The organism is Bacillus cereus group sp. MYBK14-1 (assembly GCF_051916885.1).
Taxonomy (GTDB): Bacteria; Bacillota; Bacilli; order Bacillales; family Bacillaceae_G; genus Bacillus_A; species Bacillus_A cereus.
On the sequence record NZ_JBQAHM010000005.1, the window covers coordinates 157634 to 176190 of the forward strand.

Sequence of the window (18557 nt, forward strand, 5' to 3'; positions counted from 1 at the left end):
AATGGCATAATTATCAATTCACTTTTGTTTTTAATGCTTTTCCCATTATTACATATGGAACATCATTTTTACTTGGATGAAATGGTTCTAATACATTTACCCAATCTAATCTTTCATATAACGAACGTGCTTTTTCATTGTTTATTTGTGTTGTTAAAACACTCGTTCTATTTGGAATCCCTTCTAGTAATTCATTATGTAATTTCGTTCCAAGACCTTCATTTTGATATTCTGGGTGGACTGCTAACTCTACAAATTCAAAACAATCTTGTAACCATTCGTCTACTTGCTCTAGATGTAACGCTTCTCTCATTAATTGATTATAGTACTGTCCCTCCATTGAGCGATAACCATAAGTAAAGCCAACTACTTCATTTTCATCATTTATTGCTACTATACCTTTAAAACCTGTATATTCTATATGCCTATTCATTCGCTCGATCATTTCATTGAAATTTGTTTTTTCAAATACTTTACAATACAATTTTGCCATATTCCCAATTAAGATCTCATCTTTTTCAATGCTTACGAATTTCACTTTATTCCCCCTATTAAAACATTTATATCCTTAAATTCTTAAAAACAAAGAAAATTAACACTAATCACTCTCTTTACTATTAAACTACAAATCACCCTATATTTTCCACGATTACTTAATATTAATGAATAATAAAAAGAGACCATGTAATATAAACATGTTCTCTTCTTTTATTCATTTTCAATTTTATCCCGCTATTTGCCGGGCAGTAAGACCCCCACCTCAAAATTCAGCGAAAGCAAAGAAGTTAGGTGGGGGTCGGGCTAATAATCAGCGGGGGCTGACACCCCACTGATTAAAGTTTCACTTTATATAATTAAAAATTAGATATTACTTAAGCCACTCATTGCAAGTATTACTTAACTGCTGTAAATCTTCTATAAATTGACTCGCATCATATCCATCACAAACCGAATGATGTACTTGCAATGAAACTGGTAGCATAACCTTGTTTCCTTCGTTAAAATATTTCCCACAAGTTATAATTGGCAATAGAAAATTTTCATCATTATTAATATTAAGATTAAATCCAGTAAAACTAGTCCAAGGTATGCTAGAAATCGGAAATACATTAGGCGGAATATTTTCTTTCGTGAAAAGACCATGAACACTAGCATAGTATCTCATATCGTCTTCATACTTTTTATAGAAAGTGCGGAAATCACTTGAATAATCCGTCCATATACTTGAAAAAGACTTATCATCTTTATGAAAGATTGTATAACTCGGTATCATTTCCTCCCAATAGCCTAAAACTCCTTCATCGTTAAAACATGTTCGAAATTTTTTATGATTATTTACTACTCTAGAAATTAAATATATAAAAACGGGATAAAATTTTATTCCCTTTTGATATACTTCCTCTAATAACATCGTGATATCAACATTCACAGTCATACTAAATGTACATTTCAACTTAAAATAATGCTCAAAATACCGCTCTCTATTCCAATCTTCTCTATCAATTACATGAAACTTCATTCTAATAGCCTCCTAAAATTTTCTTTTTATTTTAGAAGGCTAATTCCCTTGCTCTTACCATACTTGTTCACTCCTAACAGTTTACAACTCACCCTAATTATTCATTTAATTATATAACATATGTAAGAATCAATTCACATATTTCTGGAAATCCATCCACATACTATAGATAAATCAAATGAAATTTGGAGGATACATACATGAATAACAAAAATATGAATAAAAAAGAAAATGTTACTGAAAACACTACATCTATTCAAAATAATAATACTGCAAATCTTACTATCGAAGAACAAGCAATGAACGGCTTATACGGGATGCCCGAAACAACAATTGAAGATGCTGATCACGCTGCAGCTGATGGTTTGACTTCAAAAAATTAATTAACTACATTGAAAAAAGCCAAGGAAAATATCCTTGGCTTTTTTAACTATACATCCACCTTTTGTATTTCTTCACTCTTTCTTGAAAGTTTACCTGGCCAAAAAGCAAATCGGCCTAAAACTACTGTAATCGCGGGTACAAGTAACGGTCTTACGATAAACGTATCTAGTAATACGCCAATTGCAGTTACAATACCAAATTGAACTAATACTTGAATTGGAAGTGTACCTAACACTGCAAAAGTTCCTGCTAAAATTAAACCTGCCGATGTAATAACACTACCTGTTTGTATTACACCATTTTTTACTGCATCCAAGTGATTTTGTGTCTTTCTGTTTTTCCATATTTCTGAAACCATAAAAATATTATAATCTTCACCTAAAGCAACTAAAAATACGAATGCGTACAACGGTATCGCACCTTGAATGGCCGGCGCTCCCATACCGTAATGAAGTAATACCCATCCTGCTCCTAACGCTGAGAAGAATGATAAGACAACAGTTACAATTAAATAAACCATTGCAACAACCGATCGTAAATAGACAAGTAATAGTAAAGCGATAATGCTAATCATTACTGGAATAATTACTGATTCATCACGTTCCGTAATTTGCTTTGTATCATATAATGAAGCTGTTTCTCCACCAATCCACAATTGCTCTTCAGCATTACTAATCCCAGCATCTTTTAATACTTTTTCCACACTGTTTTTCAATTTAGGAATTTGATCTAACGCTTCAATTGCGTATGGATTTTCCGCTAAAGAAACTTCATACATTTGTATTTGCTTATTTTCTTTTCCCTCTTTTGGCTCTTTTACTGTATTTACGAAAGAAAATTTCTCTAGTTCTTGTTTAATAGGAAGCTCTTTTCCTTTCGTATCAACAACAACTTTTATTGGTGCTAGTTCACCAGCTGAGAAATGATCACTAATTAACGTAAACCCTTCACGAGAAGGCATATCCTTTGGAAACGACTCTAATAAGTCATATGTGTATTGAATACGTGGTACGAATGAAGCCAATCCGCCTAATACAAATACAGTTAGCATAATTATTGTCCATGGTCTTCGTACTACAATATCTCCAAGTTTTTTACTAAAGGAGCCTTTTGATTTTTTAACTTTTACAGCCCTCTTTTTCTTTCTTGCAAACTCCTCATTCATTGAAGTTGTTCTCGGTATAAACGGGAAAAATGCAATTCTACCGAAAATTAATAATAGTGCTGGTAAAATTGTTAAAGCCGCGATTCCCATTATAAATACAGCAACACTAAATGGTACTGCAAATCGATGAAAGGCACCATAATGAGCAAGCAATAATGTGCCTAATCCAAGTACAACAGTTAATGCACTCATTATTATGGCCCCACCAGAAGCTTTAATTGCAAGTTGCAGCGCCTTATATTTGCTTTCTTCTTCTAACAAGTACTCCCGATATCTCGAAATTAAAAATAGACAATAATCCGTTCCAGCACCAAACAATAGTACTGTCATAATTGATATCGCTTGGGCATCTACTTTAATCCATCCGTGATCAGCTAAAAAACCGAGTGTAGGACTAATAATACCGTATGCAAAGCCAACAACAAGTAAAGGTAAAATTGCTAAAATTGGTGAACGGTATAGCAAAATTAATAGGACTAATACAAGTAATACAGTAGCAACTAACAATTTCACATCTGCTTGACTAAATAAACTAACTGCATCTGTTTGAATGCCTACTGGTCCAGATAATCGAACATGTAATCCAGAATCACTTATTTTTTGTTTAAATGGATCTACATCCACCTTACTATTCACTATCTTTCTTAAATCATCAAGATTTCCTTTTAATATATCTGTTCCAGCTGACTTGTTAAAGAATACTGGTGTAACAAATGATGTACCATCTTTTGATGCACTTTTTGATAATACTTGTTCCGGGATTGTATCAAATGGTGGTAACGTTGATTGTTCCTTTAAAGGACTAGCTTTTAACTCTTTATAAACGTCTTGTATGAGTTTATAATCCTGCGACTGTAATCCACCATCTCTATACCATACTACTAATAAAGGATTCCCTGCATTATTCGGAAACTCTTTTTTCATAAGTGCTTCCGCTTGCTGCGACATAGCTGTTTCGGGTAAATTTTTCGGGTTCGGTTCTTTCGTACTATTTACTTGTGGTAACGTAAATGAAAGTAATAATGTAATAAGAATCCATACCGATAAAGTGATCCATTGCGTATTTTTACCTGCTACAAGCCTCCCTAACATATGTAACGGGTGCTTTTTCATAAAAAACCCACCTTCCTTTTTTCCTCCACTATTAATTATATATACTGGTCGGTTAATTAATCAAGAATGAATAAAAATTATGTTATAATTATCTAAACAATACATGTCAGGAGCGAATGGATTTGGAACAAAAACAACGTACTCTTGGAAGGCCTCGTCAAAATAAAAATACAAAATCTACAAAAGAAACCATTTTAGAAGTTGCAACTCGGTTATTTCTTACTCAAAATTATCAAGTCGTTTCTATGGAGGAAGTAGCAAAAGTTTGTGGTGTTACGAAAGCAACTGTCTACTATTACTATTCAACAAAAGCCGATTTATTTACCGCTACTATGATCGAAATGATGGTACGTATACGTGAGAATATGTCTCAAATACTCTCTACAAACAAAACTTTAGAAGAAAGATTATTAGACTTCGCTAAAGTTTACTTACACGCAACGATGGATATTGATATGAAAAATTTTATGAAAGATGCAAAACTGTCGTTATCTGAAGAACAATTGAAACAATTAAAAAATGCTGAAGATAATATGTATGAAGTACTAGAAAAAGCACTCGATAATGCTATGCACATCGGAGAAATTCCGAAAGGAAACGCTAAATTTGCGGCTCATGCTTTCGTATCTTTATTATCTATTGGGAATTTTAAAGATGAAAATCACAATCCTATTCTTGCAAATATAGATGAATTAGCACAAGAAATCGTTTCTTTTTATTGGAACGGATTAGGTCATTCATATTAAACAGATTTCCTTTAATAAAAAAGCATGTTTGAATTTTTTTCAAACATGTTTTTTTATAATTTAGCATCCATTATCTAAAAATTATTATCTTCGACTTTTATAAATTTTGAAGTTGAATCTTTATATTCCCCTTACTTAATCCCCCATGGTAACAAACTACAGATTCAATATCTAGATTTAAATACTTCTTCAAAGACTGCTGTGCTTCCTTAATATTTATAGTTGTTGGGGCGTGAATTCCTCCTAACATCCCATTCACACTATACATAGAGTCTCCTGCAACAAGAATTTTACTTTGTTTCAAATATAAACTAATATGACCCGGGGTATGCCCTGGAGTATGAAGAATTAGTATTCCACCGCAATACGGAAGTTCTTGCCCGTCAATCATAGTATCACTCACTTTTCCTTTTGGTCGGTTCTCTACATTTCCGTCCTTCAATAAAGGTAAATCCCCCTCGATATATGGCTTATCTAGTTCGTGCGCATAAACTTTAATATTACTTCGACAGCGCTGCAACAACTCCGGAAGACTACCTATATGATCAATATCCTGATGCGTCAAAATCACGACTTTTAACTTATCAAATGATACCCCAACCTTTTCCATCTCTACTTGTATATCTTCAATTTGTCCTGGGAAACCCGTATCTATTAATACTGCCATTTCATCATCCCATAAAAGAATTGGATGAATAACAAATTCTTGAAATTCAAGTTGTAACATTTCTATCCCTTTAGCAATCTCCATACAGCCATTCTCCTTTATGTTGAAGTTTGAAAATATGTACGAGTAAACTGAAAATATAAAGTGAAACTTTAATCCGTGGGGCTTTTACTACTCGGCAAATAGCGGGATAAAGCACCTCTATCTTATAATATGTTTTGTCATCCCAATAGAGAATGCTTCAAACCCTATAGATTCATAGTAAGATTGCAATTTTTCTACACATATAAGTTGTGGAATAACCTTGTTTTGTTCACAGTGTTGGATTAATCGTTTCACTATTTCTTTTCCGATGCCACTAGACTGATATTTTGGCAATACACCAACTCCACAAATAATGCCTGTTATGACTCCATCTGATATGACACGCCCCATCCCTACTAACCTCTTATCATCAAAAACATAAATTGCATACCAACTTTGCTTACACATTCGTTCTAACTCGTTAACCGTTAATTTAAGAGAATTCCATCCTAAAGATTCGTATAAGGATAATAATCCATTAAAATCTGTAGGATGTTCACTTATGTAGCGTATACTATTTTCCATGTCAATACTCCCTATTCTCTGGCTTGTTTATATTTCATAAAATTCCCTTTACACAAATCTGATTGATGTAAAAATAACTAGAACAAACTTCAATAAGAAAGATAGAATTCCTTCTCAATATAAAGTAAAAAGAAGTTATCTCACTTAAGATAACTTCTTTTATATAAGACTCTCATTATATTATCAACCAAAAAATATACAACTGCATACGATTAGCACAAACAAAACTAATAAACCATTTGAGAAATAACCCATTGAATACTACCCCTTTATTAAATTATGTAAAAGATTTTATCATAAAATGATTTACAACTTAATAACTGAAAAAGACATTGTATTCATTAGTTATATATGTTTAGTAATATTTTATTTTCGGTTATATTCTCGTTCCCTGAAAGTGCTTATCATACTCTTCTACTTCAGTTCATATAAGTTCAAAATATTAAATAATAAGTAAAAAAGACCTCCACCTTACGAGATCTTTTTTACTTATTTTCCAAATACACTAATTGATTCTTCCTCAATTACAAGTAAACAATTAGCATATTACATGATTTAATATCCCAATAGCCAATTCAACTCTATTAATTCGGTTCGACCTTAATATCCCCCTTTTGTTCCAAAAACTCAATAATCGTTTCACAGACTTTATCCATCTCCTCGATATCTGGGAAATGTCCACTATTTTCAAATATAACAAGTTTACCATTTTTCAATTGTCTCGTTATTCTATAACTCATTCCTACACCCGTGTTATAGTCATGCGCTCCAACTATGACACACGTATCAATTTCTAAACCTTTAATACGCTCAATAAGCGGTAAAGATGCTTTTGTTCCAAAAATAACTTTGCTCATCTTCCCTGTATTACTTAACTGACTTTCCTCCCAAAACCTTCTATTTAGCTTTGCAAATTCTTCATTTTTAAACAATAGTCGATCTACATTTTCTGTATCAACTATACTCCAAACTTGATTATATTTTTCTTTTAGCGCAATTTTCGACTTACTTATTTTCAATATTTGTTCTTTCATTTCCCCTTTCGTTACTTGTAGAAAACCTTCTATCTGCACAGTATACATATCATTAAAATCATCTAACGATGGTGCTTGTAATACCATTTGTTCAACATTTTTCGAATATTTCAAAGCATACTCTAAACAAAGTTGTCCACCAAAAGAGTAGCCTAACAAATTTATCTTCTCTACATGTAATTGCTTTCTTAATTCCTCTAAATCTTCGACTAGAGTATTGATTGAGTACTCACCGTCATCTTGTGGTGCCTCACTTCGTCCGCAACCTCTTTGTTCGTAATAAACTACAGTCATATTTCCTTCTAACTTCAAACCAAGCGTTCTTTCGAATACATAATGATTACCACCTGGACCACCATGTACTATAATAAGAGGGACTGTATTATGAGCTGTCCCTGCAACTTTACACCAATGCATAATCCCATTGATTTTCAAATAGTGTATACCATCTTGCAACATTAACTGATTCATTTATCTTCTCTCCTCATCGCTCACTTATTACTATCTAAATATATAAGTTCTGACCATTTACACTTTTTCCCTTTATATTCTTTAGACACTATCCTCATTTATAAGAATAGCTTTCTTATTCAAAAATAGATTTTTAAAAATTCCTACTCCCACAATTAATAAACCTATACCAACTAATTTATTTACTTGTAATGGAACACTCTCCATTCCAAATAATCCGAATGTATCAATGCATAACGCAACGACCAATTGAGTAATAAGACTAATTAGCACCGTATATGCTGGACCTAAACTCTTTATTGCACCCATTATACAAATAATTAACCCGATGCCAAACAGTCCACTTACATAAAACAAATAATTTGCAGTATACACTTTAATGCTAATACTGTTTTCTGTAATGATATAAAATAGAATAGAACTAATGAGACCTATTCCAAGGACACATGTAGTTGTTAACCACTGTCCTACATTTTCATTTACTTTTGCATTAAAAACAGATTGTACGCTAATTAATATTCCTGCTAATATAGCTAAACTAAATCCAATCAAAATCTTCCTCTCCCTTTCATTGCTCATATATATTATCTTTAGCGACTTCCTTCATTCTAGAAAAATCTTTAATTACAATAACTCCATTACTCTTTTCAATTAGTTTTTCATTATAAAATCTTTGTAATACCCGAATTACGTGCCTATAACTTACCCCTATAAAATCTGCAATACTCGTTACTGAAGTTGCATCCAAATCCCCTTTATACATATTCCCGTTACTATCTGTTGAAATTGAAAGCAAATAACTAGCTACACGTACTTCTACAGGATAAAGTAAATTAAGAGCAGTAAAACGAGTCGATATTTTTAACGTGTTGGCAATGTTTTCAAGCAAGAACTTCATAAATATAGGATCATGTAATAACTTGTTTCTAATAACCGTATTAGAAATAGAGATTGCTACAACATCTGAACAAGCCTCAACGACATTATGTGCTTTGCTATTTTGAATTAGTTCAATATCACCAACAATGGCCAATGGATTGATAAAGCGAAGAATTAGTTTCTTCCCTTCAGGTGTAATCGTATAAACTTTTACTTTCCCTTTAACAACAAAATATAAACGATCCATTTCGTCATCTATATTGCAAATAAGCTCGCCTTTTTCAAAGTGATTTAATTGAAAATATGCTGTATCTATTTCTGAAAAAACCTCGAGCGTTTTATTGATTTTCAAATAATGCGTAATTAAACTTGATCTATTCTCCATATTCATTTCCTCCTTTCATTTACATATTAAATACAACAATACCTATAATCATTACTATTGTTCCCACAATATGATATCTCTCCATCTGTATCTTTTTTATATGAAACAGTCCTTTCATTTCAATAACTGTTGCCGTTAACAATTGAGCAACCATTAGTGTGCCAGCTGTCAATGTAACTCCTAGTGAATATATCGCCATAGTTTCTGCGCAAATAATGAATCCACCAAATGCACCCGCTACTAAATATATTTTTTTTACACTCTTTAAATCCGTTACTTTCTCTTCTTTCTTTAACAAAAATACAGTTGTTGCAATAATGAATCCAATTAAATGGGTTATAATACTCGTCGACCATATACCGATATGTGAACTAAGTTTCGCATTAAAGGTTCCTTGAAGTGTTATAAATATCCCCGCAAAAACAGCAAATAGAATACCTTTCAAAAAATCATCTCCTCATCCTTTATTTCTGACTTAATTAAAAACCATCATCCTATAATGACAAAAGGACAAATGTCACATCACTATGAAAATAACTTGGAATGAAAAAAAAACACACCTCAAAAATGCGAGATGTGTTTTTTATTTATATATAGTGTTTTATAAATGAAAATTACGCTACATTAAAAGATTTCTTTTTCATAACAAACTTTGCAAATAAGAAACGTACAAGCGGTCCCATAATAATTAATTGTAATGGATATGCCATTATGAAATTTTTAATAAAAATCGAAAAATAAATTGAAACAAATGAAGCTCCTTGTAGTCCACCATGTAAATGCATCATAGCCATACCGAAAAATGACATAAAGAACACCATTCCGATTACCATAGTTGTCGCCATCGCAACGATAATATTTATTTTCTTAGATTTATCAAATGGCAACATGAATACAATTTTTTTCGCACAAGGTCCAACTATACTTATTTCAATTAATAGCGCAATAATAAAGCCAATTAATAGTTCTAATGCAATCTCTTTAATATAAATTGGTCCTCCTGTTTCATTCATTAGTAAATTGTAAAACGTCATTACGATAACCATTCCAAGGCACATCATCATGCCAAATTGGAGGTTTTCTTTTCTTGTTGTTGGCAAATTTCATCATCCTCTCTCTTTGAGTCTTTGTCATTATATCGACATTGGAACCCCCTTCGTAAGTGAACATTTTGTGAACAAATTTAAAACGTTTTCATGTATTTTCTTTACTTTCAACTCAAATTCTCACTTTTACTTATAAAGGTTTTATATATTTCAATGTTGAATTACTAAATTTAACATTGCATTACATTATTACTAGGAGGATAACCATGAATGAAACAGAATTTTACGCATATCACATCGTAACAAGGAAAAAAATGCATATCGGACAAATGATTCCTTTTAACAAAAATCAACACAATACTCTATATCACTTCTTTTTTGAAAGAGAACAATTAAATGCTAATGGTGAAGATGGCATACAAATTTTAAATAATCACTATAAAAATGACGAATTACATATAAATAATGAAAATGCTAAAGTAGTTATAAGTTATATGGATCAAACAATTAGAGCAGCTAGAGAAACCATTGTAGAAATGGTTAGACTACAAGAATTCCCTGAATATCCTTCCAGGTTATCTTGTTTATACGCTGCAAAAAGCTATGAAGATGCTTTAAAATGGAAAGCATTATTTGATTCTTACAATCGAGAAGTTTTACAGATTGTTAAACTACGAGTAATCGGAAGTTCTTTTGAAGGTGACGGGAATCTTTTACCAAAAGAAGATGGTATTCCTTTTTCTCAAAAAATCGAATAAGCTAGAAAGTATTGGAAAGGAAATATTAGAAATGAACTTCCTGAGCTACTGATTAATGGAGAAATTGAAGTGGTGGAAATTATTGATGACTTCTCCTCAATTCATATTTAATTTCTAACTAAATCATATAGGATGGAGATTACAATGAAGAAAAAAGTGTACTTCAATCATGATGGCGGCGTAGATGATTTAATTTCATTATTTTTATTACTTCAAATGGAAAACGTTGAACTTACCGGTGTATCTGTTATCCCAGCAGACTGCTATTTAGAACCCGCAATGTCTGCAAGTCGTAAAATTATTGATCGCTTCGGCAAAGGTAATATTGCAGTAGCCGCTTCAAACTCTCGCGGGCAAAACCCGTTTCCAAAAGACTGGCGGATGCATGCATTTTATGTAGATGCTCTACCAATTTTAAATGAGTCTGGAAAAGTTGTAACACCCGTGGTGGTAAAGCCTGCACATCACCATTTAATAGAAACACTTCTACAAACGGAAGGAAAAACAACTTTATTATTTACCGGGCCCCTAACTGACCTTGCTCGTGCATTATATGAAACTCCCATCATAGAAGATAAAATTGAACGTCTCGTTTGGATGGGTGGTACATTTCTTACAGCAGGCAATGTACATGAACCAGAGCATGATGGAACAGCTGAGTGGAATTCGTTTTGGGACCCTGAAGCAGTGGCTCGTGTATGGGATGCAAAAATTAAAATCGACTTAGTGACACTAGAAAGTACAAACCAAGTTCCGTTAACTATAGACATACGTGAACAATGGGCAAAAGAACGAAAGTATATTGGTATGGATTTCCTTGGTCAATGCTATGCAATGGTTCCCCCTCTCGTTCACTTCTCAACGAACTCTACCTACTATTTATGGGATGTACTAACTACCGCGCTTGTCGGAAACACTAACCTTGCAAAAACTGAAACAATTAATAGTATCGTTCATACATACGGACCAAGCCAAGGACGTACAGAGGAAACTGCTGATGGACGACCTGTAAATGTCGTTTATGATGTAAAACGTGATGTATTCTTTGAATATATTACTGAATTAGCAAAGAAAGCTTCTACTTGAACCACTATCTATACGAAAAATAAATAGAATAAAATCACTTCAGACGATGAACCCCTATATTTAGAATTTAGTTGAAACTACATATTTAACTATTGAAAAGAGTATTGAATTAAATTTCAATACTCTTTTTGTGCAATTTAATTATATTGGATTAATGTAGTGTCTTATTGATTATTCATTTCATAACCATTGACAAAATAAGTTATTGTTTCTAACTCATCTTCATTTAATTCTCTATCTAGTTCTTGTTTATACGCTGCCTTTATCTTCTCTTCATCGCCCTTATGAGCTTCTGTATAAGTTCCTACTGCTTTTAACATGCGAATCTCTTGTAAAAACTCCTCTCGATTTATCGCTTCCCCATGAGAAAGAATATATGTCTCAGCATCAAATTTTTCTAATTCATCTATTAATGCAAACGTTCTTTTCGTCGTATAGTTCCACTTCGAAGAAAAAATATCAGCATATATACAGTCTCCTAAAAATAATATCTTTTCTTCTTTCACGTAAATAACAACTGAATCATGTGCATGATCTCCGCCCACATGTTTTAACACGCATGTCACTTCACCAAGATCTAATTCCATTTGATTCTGGAACGTTAAGGTCGGAGGAATAATGTTAATATTTCTCGCTTTTTCTTCAAACTCTTTTTTTATGCAATCCGCACAAAATGCAATTTCAGTACCCTCTTTTACGCGTGCGTCCAAAGCTTCATCTGTCCATTCATAAGAAACAAGTTTACGCATCTCTTTTTTCGTTTCAGAATGTGCAATAGACAATGCATCTTGTAGTACAGGCAATCCAAAAATATGATCCCAATGCCAATGGGTTAGTGCTACGAAATCTGGATTCGATACATTTTGTTCTTTTAACATTTCTAAAAATAATTGTGCATGTTCTTCTGAATTCCCTGCATCAATCATTAACGTTTTTTCTTGTCCAACGACCATTCCTAAGATAGGTCTATCTGTTTCAGAAACAGGTGTCATATACCAAAATGAGTTTCCTATTTTTTTAATTTGTTGCATAACCAATTCCCCTTTTCATTTCCTCACTTAAGTTTAATATATAGATTATAACGAATCACTACTTTTTTCTCTATACTCAAACACAATTACTTGGACTATTCTAACTTTCCTTTTCGTAAGCTAAAAATAAGTGGAAGAATCGGAGTGTGATACTATGGAACGATTATGGATTCCAATGATTGTTACGTTTTTTTCATTTGGTGGATTACTATTAGGCGGTGCTGTTGGAGTAGCAACACGCCAACTCATTGAAGAAAAGATGCATCGTTTATACGCATTATGTGGCGGAATTTTACTTGGGCTTTTATCCCTTGAAATTATTCCTGAAACATTTTCAAGCTACGAAATGATTGGGCCTATACTTGGTATAGCCATCGGTATTTTAGTTATGAGCTTATTAGATAACTATTGTCACCATCCAATGATACATAAAAAAGATCAACAAGCATGGCAAACCTTCCTTTTTCTCTCTTTCGCTATATTTATTCATAATATACCTAGTGGATTTGCGTTAGGTACAGCTTTTATAAATCATAATGACTCCGCCATTCCCTTTTTAATAGCAATTGTCGTTCACCATATTCCAGAAGGATTAGCTTTAATTATTCCATTTCTTTTTACAAAACATAAATATATTTCCTTTTTATTAACGACTTTATTACTTTCTCTTATTCTCGGTACTGGCACAGTTTTTGGCATTTTGATGGAAGGAAAAGCTCTTCACCTGCAAGGCCTCATTATGGGAAGTGCTATCGGTTCACTTGGATATGTCACAATTCATGAAATGCTTTGGAAAGCTAAGAAACAGCTCTCTTTCCTTACATTTCTAATGTGGGCAACTAGTGGTTTTTTACTAATAACAGTGTTCACTTTATTCGCTGGGCATCATTAAAGTTGCTAAAGTGAAACTTTTGTGCCTCCCACACTGATTCTTAGGTCACAAATAACCAGATAAATTTTCTTATTTGTATATTTTTCCTTTTTATCCAAAACATAATGTTATCTACTTATTATAAGGAGGAACACTTATGTTTGGGAAAACAGCCGGTGAAGCATTAGTTGATTTATTAATTGACTGGGGAGTAGAACACATATACGGTATGCCTGGAGATTCCATCAATTCTATCATTGAAGCTTTAAGAAAAAAACAAGATAAAATTAAATTCATTCAAGTTCGCCATGAAGAAGCTGGTGCATTAGCAGCGGCTGCCTATGCGAAATTAACAGGAAAACTTGGCGTTTGTATGGCAATTGCAGGACCTGGTGCTATTCATTTATTAAATGGTTTATATGATGCGAAACTCGATAAAGCCCCTGTTCTAGCAATTTCAGGTCAAGTAGAAACCGATTTACTTGGAACGGACTTTTTCCAAGAAGTAAATTTAGAAAGAATGTTTGATGATGTTGCGGTTTATAACCAGCGTATTATGTCAGCAGAGCAACTACCTGCCGTAGTGAATCAAGCAATTCGAATGGCTTATACGAAAAAAGGTGTATCCGTTCTTACAATTCCAGATGATGTCCCGAAATTCGAAGTAAAAAATGGTGCTCGTATTACAAATACTTCTTTTACTTTGCCTGAGTTGTTTCCACAAAAAGAAGATTTAGATGCGGCGAAACTCGCAATAAATGAAGCGAAAAAGCCTGTGATTTTAGCTGGAAAAGGAACAAAACATGCGAGAGAATCTTTACTTGCATTGGCAGAACATATTGGTGCTCCAATCGTACTTACATTGCCAGCTAAAGGAATTATTCCTGATGAACACCCTCTTTGTATTGGTGGATTAGGATTGATTGGCACGAAACCTTCTTATGAAGCAATGAAGCATGCAGATACTTTAATTATGGTCGGTACTTCTTATCCGTTCACCGGCTTCTTACCTGAAAAAGCAAAAACAATTCATATCGATACAGATCCTGCCCAAATCGGGAAACGTTATGCGACAGATATTGGTTTAGCTGGTGATGCTGATAAAACATTACGATGGTTAATTGAAAATGTTGAAGAACACACAGACCATTCCTTCTTAGAACATCACCAAGAAATGATGAAAAAGTGGGAAGAAAAATTACACGATCAAGAAGAAGACTCTTCCATTCCAATTAAACCACAACGCGTTATGCATGCTCTGCAGCAAGTAGCACATGATGACGCAATTCTATCAGTCGATGTCGGAAATGTAACAGTATGGACCGCAAGACACTTCCGTATGACAAACCAGCAATTTGTCATTTCTAGCTGGCTCGCAACACTTGGTTGCGGTTTACCTGGTGCTCTTGCTGGAAAAATTGCATTCCCGGATAAACAAGTATTTGCAGTTTGTGGTGATGGCGGATTTGGAATGACGATGAATGACTTCGTAACAGCTGTAAAATATAAATTACCAATCATTGTCGTCGTATTAAACAATAATAAAATTGCGATGATTAAATTCGAGCAAGAAGTTATGGGTAATATCGAATTCGAAACAGACTTAACGAACCCTGATTTTGCAAAATATGCAGAGGCGTGTGGAGGTATTGGATACCGTGTTGAGAATTTAGATGAACTACTTCCCGCTTTCCAAAATGCAGTAAAACAAAATAAACCATGTATTATTGATGTAGTTGTAGATACTAACGAAGCACCAATGCCAGCAAAAATCACATTTGGTCAAGCCGCTGGTTATACGAAACATATGATAAAAGAATTATTTGAAGAAGGTAAGATTGATTTACCACCACTTTAAGCGAAAAAAGATAGCTGAAAACAATTTGTCTTCAGCTATCTTTTTTATTTTTGTATCTCTCTATAAAAAGAAAAGTCATCCATAGTTAGTTGTACTTGTTTCTCTACTTGTAATTCTTTACTTTCCCTCTCTAGCTTTCTCACATTTCCTAACTTAATCGCATCTTGCATGCTATTACTAATTAGATTTCCAGCTAAAATTGTCATACTATAAAAAGCAATCGGTATAAGTACAATCCATGTATGAGTAGTTAAATGACGGAAGTTTTGACCAATTAGGCCGGTCCATTCTTTTGTTACACTATCTGCCTCTGTACCAAAGATAATTGTTCCGCCAAAAAATAACTCTAACAAGCCAAGATGCAAGAGAAGTAATAAAGTACTCACAAATTGTTGAGCAACAAGTAAAAAAAATGATGGTAATACGTGTGGCCATACGTGATTTTTCACTCTATGCCATTTACTGCCCCCAAGCACAGTTGCTGCCATCATAAATTCTTCTCTTTTTATCCGACGGACTTCCTGCGCTGTATATAACATAATTGTTGGTACCGCTAAACATGTAAGGATAACCATTTGAAATATTACCCTTAAATGAAACGGCTCTGGTACTGTCCCATTTTCAAACACTAAAACTTCCTTTAACACAAAAAAAGAAATCATAACCATAGGTACAATGCTGAACGGATCAAAAAAAGATGCTATAACTGGAAAAGAACGTTTGCTATACATACCAAGAAGCAAACCAATACCTCCTCCAACTATAACTCGTAGAATCGCTATAATTACGCTCGCACCAACTGTCCATTTCGCTCCTTCTATTATTAGCTGGAAAAGATCGCGTCCTTTCTCATCACTACCGAACCAAAATTTATTCGACGGTGAAAATGGAGCAGCCTCTAGTTCTCCTTTTTCGTTATACATCATCGTAAGTTCACGGATATTCCCATCGAAAAATAAAGTATTTCCAATACTAACAATCATAAGTACGCTTAAAAAAGTAACACCAAACCAAAATCTCACATCTCTTTTTACAACTTGCCACATGCTAAACACGCTCCTTTATTACATTTTGTAAAAACGTATGTAATAAACGAAATAGTATAAAAAGCGGTACGTATAATATAATTAAACTTACTGTAAATATTTCTAATTTCGAATTTTCTTTTACAAAAACAAACATACCGTACGTATTAAATATCCATTCAATAATATATAAATTTGATAACATAAATAAAATATTTGTTTTTGCATAATAGATTGTTGTTAACAAAACATTTCTTGAAATATGATTTGTTAAAATATGTCGTAAACTAAGCCCTTTACTTTTAGCAAATATACTATAATCTTTCTCTAATTCTTCTCTGAAACGTAATAGTAGTAGCTTAATAAATAATAGTGTTGTAGGCAAAGTTAGACATATTATTGGCAATAGGCGAGCCCTTTCCTCCCCAATCCCCGCTAGTTTTACTGGCATAAAGCCTGTCTTTTGAAAGATTATTACGACTAGAAGTTGCGATAATAAAATTATTAAAATATCTGGGATGCTTTCAAGTACGACAAAAATCCCATTCCACATTCGTTGCTTTGATTGAGACCGTTGTAATACCCACACAACGAGAAGATACGCAATAAGTAATGACAGTAAAAATGCCGAAATAAATACAAACATTGTCTCTAAATAATGAATCCATATTTGCGGAAATAATTTCCTCGAATCTCGAAATCCATATGTAATTTCCCAAGGTTGGAGTAACTTTCCTCCAATAAACACAATCGTGTTCCAAAAACCAATTAAATCAATTTGTAATCCCTTAAATAATCGAGGGAGCGCACCTAAACAGATTATACATAGAATTGCAGCGAATAATTGTAAACAAGTAATCCCATACCACTTAGCAGTTCGCATCAACATAACTATTACCCCTTTACGAAAGAAAGAATATCCAGAAAAAACAAACCTCTTCAACCACACCTTAAATTCGCTTTTTTCCACTTAGTAAAATAGCTTGGAATAAACACGTAACAAAAAATAATCAACCAAACACGATAAATCCCAAAAGTAATTTTTTAAAAGTTTCATTTAGGTATATATACCTAATCCCTTCTTTAAACTCTGTTATTAACATCTTCAAATTAACTTCTTTCCATTTTGTTCTACCATTTGGTAAACAAACTTTTTCTGGAATGGAGATTGTTTGAATCAAAATACCCCTCATAATAAAAGTGAGCGTATTTACTAAAATGCTCCCGTAAATTCCAAAAGTTCAGTACACCATCGTTGCAATTCCTACACCAAACAAAGCATACAAACTATTTACCATTTGATTAATACCCGCTGCTGCACCATATTGGTCTGATTCAACTACTCCCTGTATCATCGATTGTTCTGATGGAGAGAAAAATTGTATACATGCATTTTCCAAAAAATAAAAATATAAAGACAAGTATAATCATCCCGTAATAAAGCGAAATTAGGATTCCAATATTACAGAGCGAACAACATATGTTACTTACTGTACAAATACGTTGTCTATCAAATCGATCCACTACTGTCCCTACTAATAGAAAAAAGATTAATGCAGGTAATGCAATCATAATTTTTGTCATCGTTGCGTAAACTGGTTGTTTTCCGTATTGATCTAACAAGTAAAACATTAAAGAAATTCCAGCAATCATAGAACCGAGTCGCTCTAAAATATTTGCTAGAAAAAACGTGCATACACTTTGTTGCGAAATAACTGTAGCATTTCTTTCATACTTCGTATCCTTCCTCTCGACAAAATAGTATTATTTTAGTCATTTCTTGGAAGTTACATTATATTTTTCGACCATTATCCAATCTTTTCCTTCTTTATAAAAAACATAAAAAAGAGCCCTATTTTCAAAACAAGGACTCTTTTCATAAAATAAAACTTTAATCAGCCCTCACCAAT

At 33.1% G+C, this 18557-nt stretch carries 18 protein-coding genes and 2 pseudogenes; 6 read left to right on the forward strand and 14 right to left on the reverse strand.

The genetic code is table 11. The features are described from left to right. Window positions 1-13 precede the first annotated feature (13 nt). Window positions 14-538, reverse strand: coding sequence for a GNAT family N-acetyltransferase (locus ACTFR3_RS15710; RefSeq protein WP_322211088.1), 525 nt, complete (start codon window positions 536-538; stop codon window positions 14-16). A gap of 330 nt (window positions 539-868) precedes the next feature. Next, window positions 869-1519 carry a type A chloramphenicol O-acetyltransferase gene (gene catA / locus ACTFR3_RS15715; protein ID WP_326264732.1) on the reverse strand — a complete coding sequence of 217 codons (651 nt, stop codon included), beginning with the start codon at window positions 1517-1519 and terminating at the stop codon, window positions 869-871. Window positions 1520-1719: 200 nt separating this feature from the next. Between catA and ACTFR3_RS15720 the strand changes: the two genes are divergently transcribed. Beyond that, window positions 1720-1902, forward strand: a complete 183-nt coding sequence (locus tag ACTFR3_RS15720) for a DUF4021 domain-containing protein (protein ID WP_001060658.1) — start codon at window positions 1720-1722, stop codon at window positions 1900-1902. Between the two features lie 47 nt (window positions 1903-1949). Here the strand turns inward: ACTFR3_RS15720 and ACTFR3_RS15725 are convergent, their stop codons facing one another. After that, entirely contained in the window at window positions 1950-4181 is a 2232-nt protein-coding gene (locus ACTFR3_RS15725) for an MMPL family transporter (RefSeq protein WP_440044567.1), read from the reverse strand. Window positions 4182-4303: 122 nt separating this feature from the next. Between ACTFR3_RS15725 and ACTFR3_RS15730 the strand changes: the two genes are divergently transcribed. Continuing rightward, window positions 4304-4927, forward strand: a complete 624-nt coding sequence (locus ACTFR3_RS15730) for a TetR/AcrR family transcriptional regulator (RefSeq protein WP_000436046.1) — start codon at window positions 4304-4306, stop codon at window positions 4925-4927. Window positions 4928-5024: 97 nt separating this feature from the next. On the opposite strand, the gene ACTFR3_RS15735 is transcribed toward ACTFR3_RS15730, so the two are convergent. The 7 genes from ACTFR3_RS15735 to ACTFR3_RS15765 all read right to left on the reverse strand — a co-directional run bounded on the left by ACTFR3_RS15735 (window position 5025) and on the right by ACTFR3_RS15765 (window position 10072). Next, the gene (locus tag ACTFR3_RS15735; RefSeq protein ID WP_000401476.1) at window positions 5025-5678 is read right to left on the reverse strand and encodes an MBL fold metallo-hydrolase; all 654 of its coding nucleotides are present in this window, start codon (window positions 5676-5678) and stop codon (window positions 5025-5027) included. Window positions 5679-5795: 117 nt separating this feature from the next. After that, window positions 5796-6203: a GNAT family N-acetyltransferase gene (locus ACTFR3_RS15740; RefSeq protein ID WP_440044569.1), complete on the reverse strand. Its 408-nt coding sequence runs from the start codon at window positions 6201-6203 to the stop codon at window positions 5796-5798. 584 nt (window positions 6204-6787) lie between these two features. Further along, window positions 6788-7708: an alpha/beta fold hydrolase gene (locus ACTFR3_RS15745; protein ID WP_001072682.1), complete on the reverse strand. Its 921-nt coding sequence runs from the start codon at window positions 7706-7708 to the stop codon at window positions 6788-6790. A gap of 81 nt (window positions 7709-7789) precedes the next feature. After that, window positions 7790-8260, reverse strand: a complete 471-nt coding sequence (locus ACTFR3_RS15750) for a DMT family transporter (protein ID WP_000579028.1) — start codon at window positions 8258-8260, stop codon at window positions 7790-7792. Window positions 8261-8276: 16 nt separating this feature from the next. Then, complete coding sequence (locus tag ACTFR3_RS15755; RefSeq protein WP_000431609.1) at window positions 8277-8972, reverse strand: Crp/Fnr family transcriptional regulator; 696 nt, start codon at window positions 8970-8972, stop codon at window positions 8277-8279. A 19-nt stretch (window positions 8973-8991) separates the two neighbouring features. After that, complete coding sequence (locus tag ACTFR3_RS15760) at window positions 8992-9417, reverse strand: DMT family transporter (RefSeq protein ID WP_000676258.1); 426 nt, start codon at window positions 9415-9417, stop codon at window positions 8992-8994. A 169-nt stretch (window positions 9418-9586) separates the two neighbouring features. Further along, window positions 9587-10072: a hypothetical protein gene (locus ACTFR3_RS15765; RefSeq protein WP_001143404.1), complete on the reverse strand. Its 486-nt coding sequence runs from the start codon at window positions 10070-10072 to the stop codon at window positions 9587-9589. A 212-nt stretch (window positions 10073-10284) separates the two neighbouring features. Here ACTFR3_RS15765 and ACTFR3_RS15770 point away from each other — a divergent pair. Next, window positions 10285-10887, forward strand: a pseudogene (locus ACTFR3_RS15770) (DUF2441 domain-containing protein). Between the two features lie 21 nt (window positions 10888-10908). Beyond that, window positions 10909-11862: a nucleoside hydrolase gene (locus ACTFR3_RS15775; RefSeq protein ID WP_440044570.1), complete on the forward strand. Its 954-nt coding sequence runs from the start codon at window positions 10909-10911 to the stop codon at window positions 11860-11862. A gap of 164 nt (window positions 11863-12026) precedes the next feature. Here ACTFR3_RS15775 and ACTFR3_RS15780 read toward each other — a convergent pair whose 3' ends face one another. After that, window positions 12027-12893, reverse strand: coding sequence for an MBL fold metallo-hydrolase (locus ACTFR3_RS15780; RefSeq protein ID WP_098771724.1), 867 nt, complete (start codon window positions 12891-12893; stop codon window positions 12027-12029). Window positions 12894-13047: 154 nt separating this feature from the next. Between ACTFR3_RS15780 and ACTFR3_RS15785 the strand changes: the two genes are divergently transcribed. Both ACTFR3_RS15785 and ACTFR3_RS15790 read left to right on the forward strand, forming a co-directional pair. Beyond that, entirely contained in the window at window positions 13048-13785 is a 738-nt protein-coding gene (locus ACTFR3_RS15785; protein ID WP_000440626.1) for a ZIP family metal transporter, read from the forward strand. A gap of 136 nt (window positions 13786-13921) precedes the next feature. Further along, window positions 13922-15622 carry a pyruvate oxidase gene (locus ACTFR3_RS15790; protein WP_440044571.1) on the forward strand — a complete coding sequence of 567 codons (1701 nt, stop codon included), beginning with the start codon at window positions 13922-13924 and terminating at the stop codon, window positions 15620-15622. Window positions 15623-15666: 44 nt separating this feature from the next. Here the strand turns inward: ACTFR3_RS15790 and ACTFR3_RS15795 are convergent, their stop codons facing one another. From ACTFR3_RS15795 to ACTFR3_RS15805, 3 genes and pseudogenes are all read right to left on the reverse strand, one after another. Further along, on the reverse strand, window positions 15667-16668 hold the full coding sequence (locus tag ACTFR3_RS15795; RefSeq protein ID WP_000267877.1) for an ABC transporter permease subunit: 1002 nt from the start codon (window positions 16666-16668) through the stop codon (window positions 15667-15669). Window position 16669: 1 nt separating this feature from the next. Beyond that, window positions 16670-17536 carry an ABC transporter permease subunit gene (locus tag ACTFR3_RS15800; protein WP_000929110.1) on the reverse strand — a complete coding sequence of 289 codons (867 nt, stop codon included), beginning with the start codon at window positions 17534-17536 and terminating at the stop codon, window positions 16670-16672. A 124-nt stretch (window positions 17537-17660) separates the two neighbouring features. Next, window positions 17661-18380: pseudogene (locus ACTFR3_RS15805) on the reverse strand (MFS transporter); the annotation flags it as partial. Window positions 18381-18557 lie beyond the last annotated feature (177 nt).